We start from the raw sequence: 17,528 nt of genomic DNA, 5'->3' as shown, positions 1-17,528 counted from the left end.
CTCATTTGGGCCCTAATCCAGTCATGGGGCCCCTTTCTGTGCGTTTGAATTGCGCTTCTTTTTCCAGCCGTCCCGAGTCAACAACCGTCGAAAACCATCCACTAAGCGCATTGACCAGTGATTTCGCCTGTGCTAACTTTGCCTAGATTCCGCACATGTTGCTGTTGATAGGGGGTCTGCGCTATCGATCCGATGCTGCTCTCAGAACATCAGTTTGCGTCCATATCCAGATACATTGACACTGTTCTAGTGCACCTGTTTGATCCGACGCCGCTCGATATTGCAACACCGCTCTCTGCAAGTGAGTTGATTGGAGAGGAACTCTTGCAACACATCCGGCAACGGTTTCAAGGTCGCTGTACAGCCCGAGGCGGGATGGAAACGACATTTGTAAACCCCATCCGCCCGGAACATCTCGATCTTTTACAATCCGGATTACCGTATCAAGTGCACTACGGGTTGATTGTTACAGACAGGTTATTGACGGACCAATCCGTGAATATTTTGAACCATGGGGTCCAGTGGTTGGCGTTCGATTGGTGGCAGTGGCTCCGACGCCATGTCCCTGAAAGTCGATATGTGGATGCACTGATGTATCTATCCGTGTCATGCCCGCGCTATCGGACCAGCGAGGCGTTTCTGCAGGTAGGGTTTCCAGATGACGTGATGAAGCCCATGGAGCATGAAGGCGAACGATTGTTTGACGCGATGGAGGCCGCCATTACGAGCCGTCTACTCGATTTATGGACCGAGGGAGCTTTACAAGAAGAAGAACCTGCGTCAAAACCATGACATGCGTTCCGTGAAAGCTACTACGGATTCTTAAGTTGCTTGACACAGAAAATAAGGCAGGTCTAAGATGAAAGCGTGTCAATGACTAGGCCTTGTAACTCTCTTAAATCCGTTGCAAAACCCGCTTTATGCAGAGGCGGTGTGGTTTCGCAGAGTTACTTCTCGCCGTTTCTTTTTTGGCACAAAACGTCAGCGCTGAGGGCAGGTGATACAACAAGAATGTTAAAAAAAGCTTATGACTGGATCGATGAACGCTTGAATGTGACGCCATTATGGCGCGACGTGGCCGATCACGATGTTCCGGCCCACGTCAATCCGGCGGTGAAGATGTCTGCTTTCGTGTACTGTTTTGGCGGATTAACCTTCCTGGTCATTACGACACAGATTCTATCTGGTATGTTTCTCGCCATGTACTACACCCCGGATATCACGAACGCTTGGTACAGTGTCAAGTACATCACGGATGAAGTATTGCTCGGCAATGTCGTACGCGGCATGCACTTTTGGGGAGCCAGTCTAGTCATTATCATGATGTTTTTACACATGCTGCGGGTATTCTTTACCGGTGCATACAAGGCACCCCGAGAAATGAACTGGGTAGTAGGCGTACTTATCTTTTTCGTCGTTCTCGCATTTGGTTTCACTGGCTACCTGTTGCCATGGGATCAGAAGGCATATTGGGCTACCGCGGTTGGCAGTCAGATTGCTGGATCGATTCCACTGCTCGGACCGTACATCCAAACATTGTTGCTCGGCAGCCACACAGTTGGGGCTTTAACGTTGGCGCGATTCTTCGCCATTCACGTCTTTTTCTTACCTGCTGCGCTGTTGGTACTGCTTGCGCTGCACTTTATTATGATTCGCTCGCAGCACATTGCCGGGCCGCTATAAAGCTGACGGCGAGCGCGCGGTCACAAACTCTGCATATTTTCATCCGCAGCGACACTCCAGCCGTACGGAGCAAGGAGGTAAGTTATGTCTGGTGGCGAACGAATTCCCGGGACGCCTAGATATCGGCATCATCTCTTAAAGAACCCGGGCACTGAACCGTTTTTTCCAAACTTTCTCCTGAAAGAATGGATTGCTGGCGCCGTATTTTTAACCGGCTTTATGCTGTGGGTCGTTTTTAATCCGGTCGTGCTTGGAGACAAAGCGAACCCAGATGACACATCATTTATTCCAGTGCCGGATTGGTATTTTCTTTTCCTATATCAGATTTTGAAATACTACCCTGGATCCGATATCGTTTTTGGTACGGTTTTGGTCCCAATGATTGGGGCACTGTTGCTTATCTTCACTCCGTGGTTGGACACCAGCAAAGAGCGTCACCCATACAAGCGGCCGCTTGCGACGCTCTCGATGGTACTGATGACCTTCCTCACGATTTGGCTTACGAATGAAGCTGCTGTTCAGCACAAAGCAGAGGTTGCTGCGGCAAGCGGGCAGGCTTCAAGCGGTCTGCCGCAGGTACCTAAGAAGGCCCCGTCGCAGATCACGTTGGTGGATACCAACATGCCTGGGTACACGTTGTTCGAACAGACGTGTGCAACATGTCACGGCAAGAAGGGCGAAGGTGGATTCGGTCCTCCGATTTACGCCATCAGCAAGTACTGGAACGCAACCCAACTCAAACACTTTGTTGAGAACCCGCAGGGTGGCATGCCGAAGAACGGAACATTGACTTCGGACGCTCAGGTTCAACAGGTTGTAGATTGGCTGGAAAAACAGACAGGCTGATTGATGTGACCACGTTTCGTTGCCAGGAAGGTAACCCATGGTCAAACATAAAGGAGCACATCCTCGTTCAAGAGGGTGTGCTCCTTCTATTATGACTGATGATAGGAATCGATGGCTCGGACCTGATGACGGAGATGGCCGAGAGTTGGGTGAGCATGATTGTCCAGAGATTGTTACAGGGTAGACGGGGAGTCGTAGGTAAAGCCTTCTCCCAGTACTTCGTGGACAGAGCTGACAACAACAAATGCTCGTGGATCTATCCGGGCGACAATAGACTGCACCCTTGGCACCTCTGTTCGAGGCACAACACAGTAGATGACGCGTTTTTCGGAACCGGTGTAACCACCGCTTGCCTTGAGTAAGGTTGTTCCTCGCTCCAATTGGTCGTGGATGGCTGCAACGATTTTTTCGTGCTCGTCCGAGATAATCGTCAGTGCCCGGCCTGACTGAACGCCTTCAAGTACGAAATCCACAACGCGACTGGCAACGAACAATGCAACCAAGGAGTACATCGCTGTCTCACGGCCGACAATCACTGCCACGAGCGTGATGACGCACAAATCTATGGCAAACAGCGTCCGACCCATGCTGAATTTAAAGAAGTGACGAAGCAGGCGAGCGATGATGTCTGAACCGCCTGTCGTGGCTCCAGAGCGGAAGATAATGCCGAGTCCAAAACCAGTCACAACGCCGGCGTAGAGGGCAGCCAGCAACGGATCGTGCGTTGGAACCCGGAAGTGACTGGTCACCGAACTGAACACAGAAACTGCAATCACTCCAACTGCTGTTTTGAGGATAAACCTGTACCCGAAAACCAACCACCCCGGAATCAATACAGGGATGTTGAGCACCAAAAAAGTAATCCCAAGCGGCCACCCAGCTTTGTATAAAAGAAGCAGAGAGATACCCACAAATCCGCCTTCAGCCAAATGGTTGGCGACTAAAAACCCATTCAGCCCAATCGAGTAGATGAACGCACCGACGACAATTGCCATCCAATTCCATACTTTTACCCACATTTAGAGGCCCCATTTCCGCACAATTCGTCCATGTCGCCTCATTATACGGAAGGGACTATTTCTGGAGCAAGTTTTGCCTCGGCCACAAGAGTCCCATGAGCAACAGCATGCAAACCCAACCAAAAATGGTGTAGGCGTAAGTGACAATGTTTGTGAACCCGACTTGACTGACCGCATAGGCAAGCAACAGGATGACCAGAAAGACGAGTGCCCGGCGCCTCATCAGCCCATCTTCAAACTGCGTTCCGATGGCAAAGACATTCCCAACCAATGTCGAGTAGATTTCGCCCCATAAAACAATCACAAACAGCCATTGAACAGATGGTCCAAGTCGTGATGCAACGTATCCCATCGGCACCGCGAAGGACAAAACATTCGGATAGTGGGCGAGCAGAGTAAACATCACCGCTACTAACATCAGCCCGAGGCCAAATGCACCGATTTCTGCCCCTCTGCGGAGGTTTGCCCGCTCTTCGACGCTTGCACCCAGCGGAATCAGGACACCTGCTGCGAGGCCAATGTTAAGTGCGGAGTAGACAATCGCTGAGATACCCGCCACTATCGGGTGGCTGTGCTGACCCGCACGACCAATCTCCCATACGGCCACAACCCCATGTGTATACAGTGCATGGGATGCAGCAAACACGACGAAGCTCACCATAATTGGGACGATGATGGTGTTGGCTCTCATGATACCGTTAATCCCCCGCAAAATGGTAACAAACGTAACAGCCATGGTGATAAGCGCACCCAGTTGAAACGGAAGGTGAGCACGCTCGCGAAACAGCTCACCGGCCCCCGCAATCATCGCCACCGTCACGCCAAACAGCATGACCATCATCACAACATCAATTACAGCCCCAACCCGCCGCCCAAACAGATACTCGTTGACTTGCCGGTATGTATTGGCCTTCAGGTCGTGTCCGAGCTGCATCAAGCGGTATCCGAGCCATGCAAAGAGAAAGGTGGTAAACAAAATGGCGCAGTATCCCCAGTTCCCGAACCGTCCGAAAAATTGAAACACTTCTTGTCCAGATGCAAATCCGGCACCGACTACGGTACCGATATACGTACAGCCGATTTGAAACGAAACCCAGTATCGGTGTTTGCCTGCAGTCACAGAACATCCCTCCATTTAGAACATATGGCCAAGTCCATCAAATCATGAAACAAGTCTTCCTCTGAGGTGGACATGTTTGGTGCGAAAGGCCCGTATATATACACAGAAAGCCTGTCCTTGTCCTTTGTGACAACGGACGGGTGACACCGCACAGGGGCGGGGCAGAGAGGAGGTTGTAATGACTACATTACAGGCGTTGGTGCTCGGTATTGTTCAGGGCATCACCGAGTTTTTGCCTATCAGCAGCTCAGGCCATCTAGTTCTGCTTGAGCGGATCTGGCACATCCAGGGAAGCGGACTCTTATTTGTCACTCTCTTGCACGTTGGTACGCTTGCCGCTGTACTGTTTGCAATGAAAGACGACGTGATGACGCTCTTGCGAAATCCGTTTTCATGGACCGGTCGTATGATTCTCGTTGCGCTCATTCCAACGGCGATTGTTGGGGCTGTGTTCGAAGAGTTCTTTGAACACCTGTTTCAAAACCCAGTTACGGTCGGCTTTGAGTTCGTCATCACTGGGGTTGTCCTTTGGTGGATTGACACCATCACGACAGGGCACAAAGAACTCGAAGACGTGAAACCGACGGACGCGCTCTGGATTGGCACTCTGCAAGGCGCAGCCATCATCCCAGCCCTGTCGAGATCGGGCTTGACGATTGCCGCAGGCCTCTGGCGAGGACTCGACCGGGACACTGCAGGCCGCTTTTCGTTTCTGCTGTCGATCCCGGCGATTATCGGCGCAACGCTGGTTCAGTTGGATGACGTGTTTGAGGCTCCGCGTCAGGCGCTGGGCGGTCTCACTGCAACCACTGCCATTGTCGGAACGCTTGCTGCACTAGTCGCAGGATATATTGCCGTGAAATGGACCTTGTGGCTCATTAAACGAGCAAAAATGCGATACTTTGCGATCTACGTATGGGCTCTTGCGTTATTCGTCTTTTTCGACCAGCTGTTCTACCATCACTGGTTTCCGCCCCTTTGGTAACCCCCCGTCGACAGACCGGGGGGTTTCCCCTGTCTGGAGACCATTCTCAGACTCTACGTGACCGAAGCAGCAAAACAGGATTGCTCCAAGCAGTCCATGCTCGGATGCAATCCCGCTGTCTAACGTCAAGTCAATTTCCATTTTAGGCAGCTACCCTGAATAAGCAGGCACTTAAAGGCATTCCAATCAGAAGGCATGTTGATGAGAAGCAACCTCAGTGAATAGGCACCTTGGGAAAAGGGTACCTCAGACGCGCCAAGCAATCACTCGGGTCTGACGGAGTACCCCGACTACAATACCGATGACAAGGAGTGCGCCGAGAACCCAAAACCAGGTCGAAAATCCACTCCACATGACATGCCACCACGGCGCGCCGCTTGCGGCCTCCTGGAAGCTCTTGAATGCTGGCACAGCCGCCATGGCCTTTGCTGCAACGCGTCCTACGCCAAGCATGTATAGAAAGACCGTAATGGCAGCAGCTAGCGCAGCGTGCAAGAACCGAGCAAGGAAATAGGGAGCCATGCGAATGTCGGTGCTGGTGATAACTGCGGCAACCTGTGCATGGACTGCCAGACCGCTCCAGGCAATGATGGCGCTGACCAAAGCGAGCTTTTGAATCATCGGGGCAGCATGGATAGCAGCAACCTGCGCTGTGCCAATGTCCAGCTCAAGCACACCCGCGAGAGTGGGGTTGACCAAACCTGTGTGGATCCCAAAGACTTTGTACACAACTAACAGCGGGTACCCAAGGACTTTCATAATCCCTGAGATGTCGAGAATCTGAATCAATACGGCAAAGAACACGATGAATCCGCAGATCATCAAAAGCGTCATCATCGATTCCGTGACCGCTTCGCGCAACAGCGTTCCAAACGGACGTCCATCTTCGTTTCTTGCTTTGACGATTTCGCGGACAGCCCGAACCAGGATGTTGCCGCGGGTCTCACTGAGATTCGACGGGGTAATCTGACCGTTCTTCCGTCCCCAGAACTTAAACGAGACGCCGACAAGAAATGCAGAGATGTAATGCGCAATGGCAATCAGGCCGCCGACGGCAGGAGACTTAAACATGCCAACCGCTACTGCGCCAATCATAAACAACGGATCGGCCGTATTCGTGAATGCCAGCAAACGCTCTCCTTCTACTCTTGAACAGAGACCCTGCTCCCGAAATCGCGAGGTGATGACCGCGTCCATTGGATAACCTGCAGCGAGTCCCATCGAGAGAGCGAATGCTCCGATGCCAGGTACGCCAAAGAGCGGACGCATCAAGGGTTCGAGCAGGACGCCGAGTCCCCGCACCACACCTAAACCGAGCATCAACTCTGCCAAAATGAAAAATGGCAGAAGAGACGGAAATACGATGTCCCAAAACACTTTTAATCCCTCTATACCGGCCTTAAACCCTTGTTGCGGGTAGACCACCAGAGCAATCGTAAAGACCACGACCATTAAGCCGAGCAGAAATGTTGACCATTTACTTTTACGCTGCTGCGTCACCGAAACTTCCACCCCTTCACACTTAGTCCTGTTGGGCAAACTCAGAAAAGTTGTCCGATTCCGTCCATACATCCTATGTACGAGCCTCGCGTTTATGTTTGCAACCAATCGTTGCTTGATCTACCTTAGAGAGTAATAAGAGGCCAAATCGTGCTTTGTAAGGAGGGGCATTCCTTGTCCTTGACCATTCCCCTTATGCAACAACGCGTGGACGAATATATCTCTCAGTTTCAGGAAGGGTACTTTACGCCGATGACGCTTGTTGTGCGGCTTACGGAAGAACTCGGTGAACTTGCACGGGAAGTGAACCATCACTACGGGGAAAAGCCGAAAAAGGCAACCGAAGCAGAGGGGAGTATTGCACTGGAACTGGGCGATCTCATGTTCGTCATTACCTGTCTTGCCAATCGCCTCGACATCGATCTGGAAGACTCCTTCCTGGCCGTCATGCGAAAATTCGAAACCCGCGATGCCAACCGCTGGACGAGGAAAGAGCCGCCGCTTTGAGTCTCGCGTAAGGGGAATTGCTTGTTTACTCTGTCACAATGTATGCGGTCTCTGCTGTATAGGCTGACACCAATAGGCTCTGGTACAAACCATCTGGACTCCATCCCCATAGCATGCACTAAGGGGGAAATCGCCGATGCCGAGAGAACGCTGGTTAAAAACCGCCTACGCCTACCTGTACATCCGTGACTTTGACGCAGCACGTCGTGCGTTTGAACAGGCGATTGCGGAGGACCCAGACAATCCTGAAACGTATTTTCATGCGTCCGTGACCGCTTTGCGCAACGGAGAAATCGCTTATGCTGAAGAAGCTGCAGCGAAAGCTGCAGAGCTTGCCCCTGATAATTCGCTGTACGTTGCTCATCTCGGTGCAGTGAGGGCAGAAGTCCTCGTGCTAAAAGCAGAGAAGGCACTCGGTGAAGGACTCATTTTGGAGAGCAAGCAATTGCTTGAGGATGCTTTGACTGCTGATCCGCTCTGTGAACGGGCATACGAGTTGCAGCAGGCACTCGAGCAGAGCGGTTAATCCGTTGCGTCTGCGGACGCAACCCTGTCGTATTGAAAAATCGTCTGCTGTAGAAACGGAGGACCGCTTGTTGATGAATTCATCTAAAATCCGCGTGGCCATTGCCGGTGCAGCTGGCAAAATGGGCCGCGAAGCAGTAACGACGTTCACCGGAAACGATCAATTTGAAGTCGTTGGTTTGCTCGTCCGCGAGAATGGACAAGCCGACGCTCTGCTGTTGTCTGCAGGTTGTCCTATCTTTACGAACAGTGACCAGTTGCTGACCGAAGTCCATCCTGACATCTGGATTGACTTTACCGATGCAGAAAGTGTTCAGAGACACGTTGACGCGTGTATCACGTTTGGCGTGCGCCCTGTCATTGGTGCGACGGGTTATGGAGAAGACGATCTCAAGCGCTGGGATGAGGCGTGCAGAACACAGGAAATCGGCGCGATTGCCGCACCAAACTTTGCTCTTGGGGCTCTGCTCATGATTCGATTCGCGAAAGAAGCGGCTCGACTCTTTGACAGTGTGGAGATTATTGAACTTCATCACGATGGAAAGAAAGACGCTCCGTCCGGAACAGCAAAGCGAACAGCTGCGGCTATCATGCAGGAACGTGTCGAAGCAGCGGCAGAACTTGGTTCACGGCAACAACTCGCATCTTTTGCCACGGGACAAGCCCATGAAGAGGATGGAGCGCGCGGCTACCAACTGAGCGGAGTTCCGATACATAGCATTCGTTTGCCAGGCCTCGTTGCTCATCAAGAGGTGATTTTTGGCGGCAGCGGAGAAACATTGACAATTCGACACGATTCTGTCTCGCGAACAAGCTTCATGCAGGGACTGCAAATCGCCTGCCAGCGCGTGATGGAAATCAAGGGCCTCGTATACGGCTTAGAGAACCTGCTCTGGTAGGATAAAGGTGCAGGATAAGGGAGGATAATCGAATGCACATCGCGCTGATTGCCCATGACAACAAGAAAGACGCGCTCGTGAATTTTGTGGTGGCTTACCAAGCCATCTTTAAGCAGCATACACTCTACGCTACGGGGACGACGGGTTCTCGCATCATCTCCGCTACCGGCCTTAAAGTGGAGCGTGTACAATCAGGTCCGCTCGGCGGAGACCAGCAGATTGGTGCCCGTATTGCCGAGGACAAAATGGATCTCGTGATTTTCCTGCGCGATCCGTTGACCGCCCAACCTCACGACCCGGACATCAACGCATTGTTGCGGCTGTGCGACGTGCACAATGTCCCAGTCGCAACCAACCTCGCGACAGCTGAAGCCATCATCCGAGCCATGGATAACGGAGATCTGAACTGGCGCAGTGTCGTTCACCCAGACAGTGGACAAAAGGAAGAAGGGACGTCGTTGTGAGAATCGGTATCAGCTGCTATCCAACCATCGGAGGCTCAGGAGCAGTCGCGACCGAACTCGGGAAAGCACTGGCCCACCGCGGACACGAGGTACATTTCATCGTCACAGACGTACCTTTCCGCCTTGGAGGGTTCCATCCGAACATCTACGTTCATGAACTCGATACCACGACGTATCCGGTTCTTCGTACGCCTCCCTACGACTTGTCTTTGGCAGCCTTGATGGCAAAGACGGTGGAACGTTATGACCTTGACATTCTCCATGTGCACTACGCACTCCCGTTTGCGGTCTGTGCCTTCCTGGCGAAGGAGATGGTCAACGACCATCGGGTAAAAGTGGTCACGACACTGCACGGGACAGATATCACTGTTCTGGCCCAGGAGGACACCCTCGTCGATGTAATTCGGCTCGGAATCACAAAGAGCGATGCTGTCACAGCAGTCAGTCAGAGTCTGAGCAGACAAACTCATGAACTGTTCCATGTTGAGAAGCAGATCGAATGCATCTACAACTTTGTCGATCCGGACGTATTTCGGCCTAAAGCAGTCCAGGAAGTGAAACGGTGTCTCGCAAAGCCTGGGGAAAAAGTGCTCTTACACACGTCGAATTTCCGAAAGGTGAAACGGGTTCCTGACGTCATCCGAATCTTTGCAAACGTGCAAGCTGTAGTTCCTTCACGATTGGCCTTGGTCGGGGAGGGGCCGGAATTAAACGAAGCACGGAATCTTGTCCGCCAACTTGGTCTCACTGAGAAAGTGGAGTTCCTTGGCAAGCAGGACGAGGTTGCAGAACTGTTTGCGGCTGCAGACCTCTTTCTGCTCCCTTCGGAAAAAGAGAGTTTTGGCCTCGTTGCGCTGGAGGCGATGGCCGCAGGCGTACCCGTAGTGGGCACCGTTGCAGGCGGTATTCCTGAGGTCGTGTTGCACGGCAAGACCGGGTTCTTGGCAGAAGTCGGTGACATTACCTCAATGTCTGAGTACGCCATCCGGCTTCTGACAGATGATGGACTGTATCAGTCGTTTTCAGAAGCAGGCAGAATGCGTGCGGAAAACGAGTTCTCCTTGGACGTTCAGGTTGCGGAGTACGAGCGGCTCTATCAACGACTGGTGGAGAGTGAAGCGGTTGCACTCTGAGAAGTACAGCTTTGCGGCGGCAAACCCAGCTCTCACCGCTGATCTGCCGACCTACGTTCATCACGTCTTGTCGACACTCGAAGAACATGGGTTCGAAGCGTTTCTTGTCGGCGGGTGTGTGCGCGACGCCTTGCTTGGCACGCCCGTTCACGATTACGACGTTGCGACAAATGCGCGTCCAGAACAGGTCATTCGCCTGTTTCCCCATTCGGTGCCATCTGGTCTCGCTCATGGGACGGTGACTGTTCTCCTCGAGCATCAACCAGTTGAGGTGACGACCTATCGAACCGAGGCTGCATACTCCGATGGACGACATCCTGATTGCGTGATGTACGCCGATTCGCTCTACGAAGACCTCGAGCGCAGGGACTTCACCGTCAACGCGGTGGCAATGGACCGCTTGGGGCGAGTTGTCGATCCGATGGGCGGCAGGTTCGACTTAACGCGCCGAAATCTGCGTGCAGTCGGTCAACCACGGCTTCGCTTCGCAGAAGATGGACTGCGCATTGTACGTGCCTTACGGTTCAGTGCGCAGCTTGGCTTCACCCTGGATGATGAGACACACGGTGCCATGCTCGAACAGGCAGGACTTCTTCGCGCTGTTTCGATGGAACGGGTGGGGCAGGAGTTGAAACGGATCGCCGAAAAGAATTGGTTTTTGGTCCTCGAGAACTTGGCAGACGGTCCATACCTGGAATCGATGCGAACAGACTTGACACCGGTCAAGCGAGCCCTGCAAAAACTGTCTCGGCTGGTCAGATTGTTTCCCGAGCTCGGATGGAAACGGTGGCAAACGCACTTTGGTCCCAGAGCTTGCGGATCGGACACTTTGGATCCCTGGTTGGCAGCGACGGCACTTTGGGTGTCTTATATCCCGGATCATACCGACGTACGCACAGTTTTACGTAGCTTGGCGTGGAATAAGTCTCTGCTCAAGGGAAGCGTATCAACGGCAGCCATAGTACGAAGCCGCCCGTGGACTTGGTCGATGGAGCGGTGGTTTTATGCGATTTACGAACAGGACATGCTGGCGATTCGGACAGCCTGTGCGTTGTGCGACTTTCTCAACGCCGAGAACACCCGACTCTCCTGCCAGAGTCTCTTTCAAACTGCCCTGACAAGGACGCCGTTGCGACGAGCAAAGGATTTGGCCGTTGATGGACGAGACTTAACGGCCCTCGGTTTACGGGGCTCTGAAGTCGGGGCGGCCATACGCACGTTGGTTCATGCAGTGCTGAGCGGCAAATCCACCAACAATAAAGATGAGCTGATTCCAATTGCACTCAAAACCGAGAGGATTATTGACAATGAAAACTGATACACAGACGCTCCGCGATCAGATTCTTTATCAGTTCCTGCAGGCAGGCGGTGAACCGATTTCAGGAACCAAGTTAAGTGAACAAACAGGGGTTACGCGGACAGCCATCTGGAAACACATACATCAGCTCGAGGAAATCGGCTTTACGTTTGACTCCGCACCGAAAGTGGGCCATCGCCTGACGCACGCCCCGGACGTGCTGATGGAGCCCCTGTTACCCGATGTGTTTCAGCATACCGGACTTGGACACCCCGTGGTCTTTTCTCCTGAAGTAGACTCCACCAACCGCCTGGCATCGGAATTAGCGAGCCAGGGAGCCCCTCACGGAACACTAGTTACAGCCCAAGAGCAGACGAGCGGTCGGGGCAGGCGCGGGCGCGTTTGGTTCTCACACCCTGGTGGAGCTTGGTTCTCCCTCATCTTACGCCGTCCTTTTGCTCTATCGAGAGCCTTCGAACTGACCCTCCTTGCGAGCGTTGCCTTACAAAGGGTCATCTCACAACTCACAAAGCTCGACGTCCAAATCAAATGGCCCAACGACCTGTTCGTAAATGACCGTAAGGTCGGCGGTATTCTTGCCGAGATCCGCAGCGATGGGGAACAGGTGCACCAAGCTGTCGTTGGAATCGGCATCAACTGTAATATCCCAATCGAGGCATTCCCAGCAGAGGTCTCGCAGGTTGCAACGTCATTATTGGCCGAGTCAGGTCAGAGGATCGATCGGACGCAACTCGTCGGCCGATTCCTCGCTCTGTACGGAGAAATGTTAGACTTCCTGTTTCGAGGAGAGCCAGCCTTTGAGAGGGTCCATGAAGAGTGGTGTGCTCACAGCCATACACTCGGCAGACAAGTACGCGTGCAAACGAACCGTGATGTCATTGAAGGTCGCGCCGTACAGCTCGACAAAGATGGGACCCTCATGATTCGAACTCAGAACGGCGAGGATATCGCTGTTCACAGCGGCGAAGTGCTATTCTAAAGCTCGTCTCGAACCGTCTGTCCGATTTCAGTCTCTTATCCGGCTCCCCCGCATAAAAGGTGTCACTCCTGGCTCATCATAAGGAGAAATGGGGGGATGGGCGTGTTTGAACCAGCTTTTGCACAACTTTTTCGAGCTGTAGACAGGGTACGTGTCCAATTGGAGAACGCCTCTCCAGAGTTGCGTCCGTATCTTGCCCAGGAACTCCGAAGTCTGCGTCAACTCAGTGAACAGTACATCGACTATTGGATGGAACTCGAAGAACAGATCATTGAATTGACCGAGACGTTCGAGTTGCAAGTACCAGTCGAAGACCCTGCACCGTTCAAGCCAGAGAGTTCAATAGAACCAATGTGGGGACGCGCACAGAACGCGGAATCTCTGTCGCTCGAGTACGATCCAATTGCAGACGAGCAGGACACCTCCGAATTTGACCTCGCCCAAGCTGTGTTCTCGTGGCCGGAAGAGGCCACAACACAATTTCGCCGTGGTCTCGCCTATTACGACTTATTGATGTTTGAACCGGCAAGAAAGGCGCTCGAGGAAGCACTGAAAAGTGTTGACTCTGTGATTGTGCATCTCTACCTTGGCGCCGTTCTGGCTGTTGAAGGACAGGCAGTCACAGCACGGGGCCATCTCGAAAAGGTGTTTGAGGGCACAGAGGATGAGTCACTCGTCACGGCTGCACTTGAAGTCGACGCACAACTCTTACTCCAACATGGTGATCTAGGGCAAGCCTGCCGGTCTTATCAGGTCATCACGGAGCGCATGCCCGAGTACTTGGACGCATGGTTCAACCTTGGGTTGTGTCAGGCAAGGCTTGGCAATTACAAAGCCGCAGAGCAGGCGTTCTCGCAGATCCTTGTGACTGACCCGAGAGATATTGAGGCCTGCCTCCTCCTGTCATCTGTCCAGCAGTACAGTCAATGTCCAGAAGCGGCGTATCAAACTTGCCGCTTTGCCCTCGATCAGAATCCGAGTCATCCAGGACTGCGGCTTCAACAGTCTCGACTTCTGTATCAGTTGGGCGAACACGAGGCAAGCCTTGAGGTTGCCCTGAGGCTGTCTGATGAAGACCTTCACGACCAACGCGTCCTCTCGTGGGCCGTGTGGCTGCAATTAAAAGCCGGTGACAGCGACGCTGCCATCGGTCGGTTAAAGCGCTTCCTCTCCTTACACAAAAACGAGCCAACCGTACTGTTGCAACTCGGAGTAGCCCACCTGCTGGCAGGTAATCCAGACATGGCAGAACCCATTCTTTGGTGCGCTCTGCCGCATTCTCGGGATAAGTCCATTTTATGGCTTGCCCTCGGTGCAGTGAGTGCCGCTCGGCACCAACATTTAGAGGCGCAAAAGCGGTTTTTGCGAGCGGTTCGCGACACGCGTGCGCCAGTGCGACGTCTTGCGCTCTATCAGTACGCCATGTCTTTGCAGGCACTTGAACAGTTTGAAGAGGCTGATAAATACCTGCATGCAGCCCATATCCTCGGCTCCCCGAACGCCGCTATTCTCGGCGCTTTAGCGGACAACGCCTTGCAACTCGGCCGTACCGAAGAGGCGCAAAAGCGACGAATACAGGCACAAAATCTCACTGCAGTAACAAGCTTTTCCGAACTGACAGACGCCGGGCGTGACCGCTAGGCTATTTGTTTCTGGTAGAATAGGCTTACTATCGGCGCAGACACTGTGTCCGTTTCAGGAGGCCTTGGCACGTGCCCTTCTTCTTGATGAACGTTACCTACACAGGACAAAAAGAACTCCCAGAGGGGAGTCAGCGTCCTTCAACTCTGACCGAGATTGACAGCATCAAAGCTGCTCGATGGCAGCGCGGCATTCTCGGCACCACCATCGAGCTGACAAACCTCTATCAAAAATCGACGGACGAACTGACTGCGCTCATATTGCCGTTGCTTGAACTCGCGGATAGCTGCACCCTCGTGGCTGAAGCGGGAGCAACGGACGTCGACGTCGTCAATGACGTCTGCGAGGCTCTCGGCTACCACTTGCCTCTCGCAGAAACGGCACTCGAACTTTCGCAGCTTACCGACATCCTGAACGTAAGTGATACGCCTGTTTCGCTCGTCGACGTGACGTCAGCAGACGAGGATGGCTCGTCAGCGGGTGCGAGCGGTCCATCTGCAGCAACCACAATCACAGACCTGACTGACTGGCTCAACACGTTGTTTTCACATACATCAGCACTTCCATACGTGACCCTGCAGCACCTGGCGAGTCTCGCTCATTTGTTTAACCACGCGATGGGTACGTGGTTTGACGAGTCAGCCGAATATAAAATGTTGACGTCTCTTCAAATGGTTCCGGATGGCTGTGACGTTATCGATCAGCTTGCCTTTTCGAAACCCGCGTCAAAAGAAAAGAATGCGCTGAAGGCAGAAGACGAGGTTGTGGCATCTACTGGGGCGGCAAAAGACACGCACAGCGAATTGGAAGCGAACACAACCGCCCTGCTGGGAGCTGACAGCCCGTTCGCGCACGTGTTGCCAGGCTTTCAGGTGCGCCCCGGTCAGTTGCAGATGCTTGATGCTGTGGCAGACGCTCTGACTGACGGGCACCATCTCCTCGTGGAGGCTGGTACCGGGACAGGGAAGTCGTTAGCTTACCTGATTCCGGCAGCCTTACACGCAAAAGGAAATCAAGACAAGGTCATTGTTTCAACGCATACCATCGCGCTTCAGGACCAAGTCAGTCACCGTGACTTTCCACTCTTACAGCGGTCTCTGGGCACGCCAGTCTCACTCTCCGTGTTCAAAGGACGGACGCACTATCTTTGTATGCGTAAGCTGCACCAGGAATTAAGGTCCGTGACACTCGTCACACCACCAGAAGAGGTAGTGACCTACATGCAGCTCTTAGTCTGGTTAACACAAACTCCGGAAGGAAACCGGGAAGAATTGGCCGGCAAGCCTGCATTGTCATCGGTTTGGCCACGCATCCAGAGTGAGACTGAAACCTGCATTAACAAGCGCTGCCCTTTCTTCAAACCGTGCTACTATTTTCGGGCCCGTGCACGAGCACAGGAAGCGGATGTCGTTGTGACGAACCATTCACTCATCTTCACGGACCTGAAAGCCAACCACAGGGTTCTGCCGCACTACAACCGATTGATCTTTGACGAAGCACATCACATTGAACAAGAGGCTACGCGTCATCTTGGTACGGAAGTGCAGCGGTTTCAGTGTCTGTCACTCACGTCACGTCTGACGCGTGATAATGGCAAACACGGCGTTCTGGCAGACTTGATGTCACGGCTTGCGGGCAGTGACGCTGCCAGCGTTAAGGCGCTGCCGACCCTTGAACAGCTCTCAGACGAAGTGCTTGGACTCAGAACGCTCATCGAGCATACCTTTGCGGGGCTCGCCATGCTTGTCGCACAAGGTCAGAGTGACTTTCGAATTACAGACAAAACGACACAGTCTCCTGCTTTCTCAGGAATTGCGAAGAACGGAGAGGTCCTGCTCGAACGTACAGCCGTTGTGGAAGACCTTGCCGGCCAGCTGAGTGAAACTGCTGAATCAGAAGCGGATGAGGACTTAAGCGGCCGTCTGTTTGACGCCGTCGGGTTCCTCTCTGAGTTGGTCGGTCAGGCCCAACTGTTGGCTAGTGCCGGGAGCGCATCCGCAGACTGGGTTGAGTGGGTTGAGGTATCCGGAAACCACGACCGCCGGCAAATCGTCTATCACCGTGCACCGATTGACGTTTCTAAAATTTTGCGTGAGAGGTTATTCGAGGCAAAAGACTCTGTTGTCCTGACTTCTGCGACGCTTTCAGTCGCAGGGGACTTTTCCTTCCTGAAGCAAAAACTCGGGCTCACTGCGATATCCAAGCAAAGCGAGCCTACGTTTGAAGTTACCAGTCTGACTGTACCATCTCCATTCGATTACTCGCGCCAAGCGCTCTTGTGTGTTCCAACAGACGTCCCAGACCTCTCTAAAATGAGCGCCGAAGATGCCTCCGTTTGGCTGAGCGATTCTATTTATCAACTGGCACGGATTTCTCAAGGCCGGCTGTTGACGCTGTTTACGAGCCACGCGATGTTGCGTGCTACGGCGGAGTACCTTCGCCGGCCGCTTGCCGACCGGGGCCTTCGCTTGCTCGCACAAGGCATGGACGGAAACCGGACGCAGTTGTTGCGGCTGTTTCAGGAGGAACCGCGGTCCGTCTTACTTGGCGCACAGTCGTTCTGGGAAGGGATCGACCTGCCGGGAGACCAATTGACAACCCTGTGCATCGTTCGATTGCCCTTTTCACCTCCGACACACCCGGTAACAGAAGCCCGCAACGAGCGGCTCGAAGCCCAGGGAAAGAGCGCCTTTTGGCATAACAGCCTGCCCGAGGCCGTTGTGCGCTTTCGTCAGGGATTCGGCCGACTGATTCGAACCGTAGACGACAAAGGGGTGGTCGTCGTATTTGACAAACGTGTCGTGACAGCCCGCTACGGCCAGCAATTCATTCAATCAGTTCCGAACCTGCGAACCTTTGTGGGTAGCGAACTTGACGTGTTGCGTACCGTCAAAAGCTTCTTGGCATGA

General features: G+C 53.2%; 16 protein-coding genes. 13 read left to right on the top strand and 3 right to left on the bottom strand.

Annotated features, from left to right (window positions below; all coding sequences use genetic code 11):
• Positions 1-192 precede the first annotated feature (192 nt).
• The 3 genes from AN477_RS05115 to AN477_RS05105 all read left to right on the top strand — a co-directional run bounded on the left by AN477_RS05115 (position 193) and on the right by AN477_RS05105 (position 2,529).
• Entirely contained in the window at positions 193-792 is a 600-nt protein-coding gene (locus AN477_RS05115; protein WP_054968096.1) for a hypothetical protein, read from the top strand.
• 219 nt (positions 793-1,011) lie between these two features.
• Positions 1,012-1,683, top strand: coding sequence for a menaquinol-cytochrome c reductase cytochrome b subunit (gene qcrB, locus AN477_RS05110; RefSeq protein ID WP_054968095.1), 672 nt, complete (start codon positions 1,012-1,014; stop codon positions 1,681-1,683).
• An 84-nt stretch (positions 1,684-1,767) separates the two neighbouring features.
• Entirely contained in the window at positions 1,768-2,529 is a 762-nt protein-coding gene (locus AN477_RS05105) for a menaquinol-cytochrome c reductase cytochrome b/c subunit (RefSeq protein WP_054968094.1), read from the top strand.
• A gap of 173 nt (positions 2,530-2,702) precedes the next feature.
• Here AN477_RS05105 and AN477_RS05100 read toward each other — a convergent pair whose 3' ends face one another.
• Positions 2,703-3,548 carry a YitT family protein gene (locus AN477_RS05100; RefSeq protein ID WP_054968093.1) on the bottom strand — a complete coding sequence of 282 codons (846 nt, stop codon included), beginning with the start codon at positions 3,546-3,548 and terminating at the stop codon, positions 2,703-2,705.
• 55 nt (positions 3,549-3,603) lie between these two features.
• Positions 3,604-4,668 carry a YkvI family membrane protein gene (locus tag AN477_RS05095; RefSeq protein ID WP_054968092.1) on the bottom strand — a complete coding sequence of 355 codons (1,065 nt, stop codon included), beginning with the start codon at positions 4,666-4,668 and terminating at the stop codon, positions 3,604-3,606.
• A 178-nt stretch (positions 4,669-4,846) separates the two neighbouring features.
• Between AN477_RS05095 and AN477_RS05090 the strand changes: the two genes are divergently transcribed.
• Positions 4,847-5,653 carry an undecaprenyl-diphosphate phosphatase gene (locus AN477_RS05090; RefSeq protein WP_054968091.1) on the top strand — a complete coding sequence of 269 codons (807 nt, stop codon included), beginning with the start codon at positions 4,847-4,849 and terminating at the stop codon, positions 5,651-5,653.
• A gap of 246 nt (positions 5,654-5,899) precedes the next feature.
• Here the strand turns inward: AN477_RS05090 and ylbJ are convergent, their stop codons facing one another.
• Complete coding sequence (ylbJ, locus tag AN477_RS05085; protein ID WP_083485982.1) at positions 5,900-7,153, bottom strand: sporulation integral membrane protein YlbJ; 1,254 nt, start codon at positions 7,151-7,153, stop codon at positions 5,900-5,902.
• A gap of 195 nt (positions 7,154-7,348) precedes the next feature.
• Between ylbJ and AN477_RS05080 the strand changes: the two genes are divergently transcribed.
• From AN477_RS05080 to AN477_RS05040, 9 genes are all read left to right on the top strand, one after another.
• Positions 7,349-7,660: a nucleotide pyrophosphohydrolase gene (locus tag AN477_RS05080; RefSeq protein ID WP_054968125.1), complete on the top strand. Its 312-nt coding sequence runs from the start codon at positions 7,349-7,351 to the stop codon at positions 7,658-7,660.
• 136 nt (positions 7,661-7,796) lie between these two features.
• Positions 7,797-8,186: a tetratricopeptide repeat protein gene (locus AN477_RS05075; protein WP_054968090.1), complete on the top strand. Its 390-nt coding sequence runs from the start codon at positions 7,797-7,799 to the stop codon at positions 8,184-8,186.
• A gap of 73 nt (positions 8,187-8,259) precedes the next feature.
• Complete coding sequence (gene dapB / locus AN477_RS05070; RefSeq protein WP_083485985.1) at positions 8,260-9,084, top strand: 4-hydroxy-tetrahydrodipicolinate reductase; 825 nt, start codon at positions 8,260-8,262, stop codon at positions 9,082-9,084.
• A 32-nt stretch (positions 9,085-9,116) separates the two neighbouring features.
• A complete protein-coding gene (gene mgsA / locus AN477_RS05065) occupies positions 9,117-9,548 on the top strand; it encodes a methylglyoxal synthase (protein ID WP_054968088.1) in 432 nt (143 codons plus the stop codon).
• A complete protein-coding gene (gene bshA, locus AN477_RS05060) occupies positions 9,545-10,681 on the top strand; it encodes an N-acetyl-alpha-D-glucosaminyl L-malate synthase BshA (RefSeq protein ID WP_054968087.1) in 1,137 nt (378 codons plus the stop codon). Before mgsA ends, bshA begins: the two co-directional genes overlap by 4 nt.
• A complete protein-coding gene (locus AN477_RS05055; RefSeq protein WP_054968086.1) occupies positions 10,671-11,999 on the top strand; it encodes a CCA tRNA nucleotidyltransferase in 1,329 nt (442 codons plus the stop codon). The genes bshA and AN477_RS05055 overlap by 11 nt, the downstream gene beginning before the upstream one ends.
• On the top strand, positions 11,989-12,978 hold the full coding sequence (locus AN477_RS05050; protein WP_083485980.1) for a biotin--[acetyl-CoA-carboxylase] ligase: 990 nt from the start codon (positions 11,989-11,991) through the stop codon (positions 12,976-12,978). Before AN477_RS05055 ends, AN477_RS05050 begins: the two co-directional genes overlap by 11 nt.
• Positions 12,979-13,080: 102 nt before the next feature.
• Positions 13,081-14,619, top strand: coding sequence for a tetratricopeptide repeat protein (locus AN477_RS05045; protein WP_169787843.1), 1,539 nt, complete (start codon positions 13,081-13,083; stop codon positions 14,617-14,619).
• Positions 14,620-14,690: 71 nt separating this feature from the next.
• Entirely contained in the window at positions 14,691-17,528 is a 2,838-nt protein-coding gene (locus AN477_RS05040) for a helicase C-terminal domain-containing protein (protein WP_054968084.1), read from the top strand.

Origin of the sequence: Paenalicyclobacillus ferrooxydans (assembly GCF_001399675.1) — a bacterium.
Classification (GTDB): domain Bacteria; phylum Bacillota; class Bacilli; order Alicyclobacillales; family Alicyclobacillaceae; genus Alicyclobacillus_B; species Alicyclobacillus_B ferrooxydans.
The sequence above is the reverse complement of the archived record's forward strand: the minus strand, read 5'-3'. Positions and strand labels throughout refer to the sequence as shown.

What these genes read in the sequence shown, in the direction of transcription:
- AN477_RS05115 (WP_054968096.1), top strand. Translation starts at nt 193, where the DNA reads ATGCTGCTCTCAGAACATCAGTTTGCGTCCATATCCAGATACATTGAC.
- qcrB (WP_054968095.1), top strand. Translation starts at nt 1,012, where the DNA reads ATGTTAAAAAAAGCTTATGACTGGATCGATGAACGCTTGAATGTGACG.
- AN477_RS05105 (WP_054968094.1), top strand. Translation starts at nt 1,768, where the DNA reads ATGTCTGGTGGCGAACGAATTCCCGGGACGCCTAGATATCGGCATCAT.
- AN477_RS05100 (WP_054968093.1), bottom strand. Translation starts at nt 3,548, where the DNA reads ATGTGGGTAAAAGTATGGAATTGGATGGCAATTGTCGTCGGTGCGTTC.
- AN477_RS05090 (WP_054968091.1), top strand. Translation starts at nt 4,847, where the DNA reads ATGACTACATTACAGGCGTTGGTGCTCGGTATTGTTCAGGGCATCACC.
- AN477_RS05080 (WP_054968125.1), top strand. Translation starts at nt 7,349, where the DNA reads ATGCAACAACGCGTGGACGAATATATCTCTCAGTTTCAGGAAGGGTAC.
- AN477_RS05075 (WP_054968090.1), top strand. Translation starts at nt 7,797, where the DNA reads ATGCCGAGAGAACGCTGGTTAAAAACCGCCTACGCCTACCTGTACATC.
- dapB (WP_083485985.1), top strand. Translation starts at nt 8,260, where the DNA reads ATGAATTCATCTAAAATCCGCGTGGCCATTGCCGGTGCAGCTGGCAAA.
- mgsA (WP_054968088.1), top strand. Translation starts at nt 9,117, where the DNA reads ATGCACATCGCGCTGATTGCCCATGACAACAAGAAAGACGCGCTCGTG.
- AN477_RS05050 (WP_083485980.1), top strand. Translation starts at nt 11,989, where the DNA reads ATGAAAACTGATACACAGACGCTCCGCGATCAGATTCTTTATCAGTTC.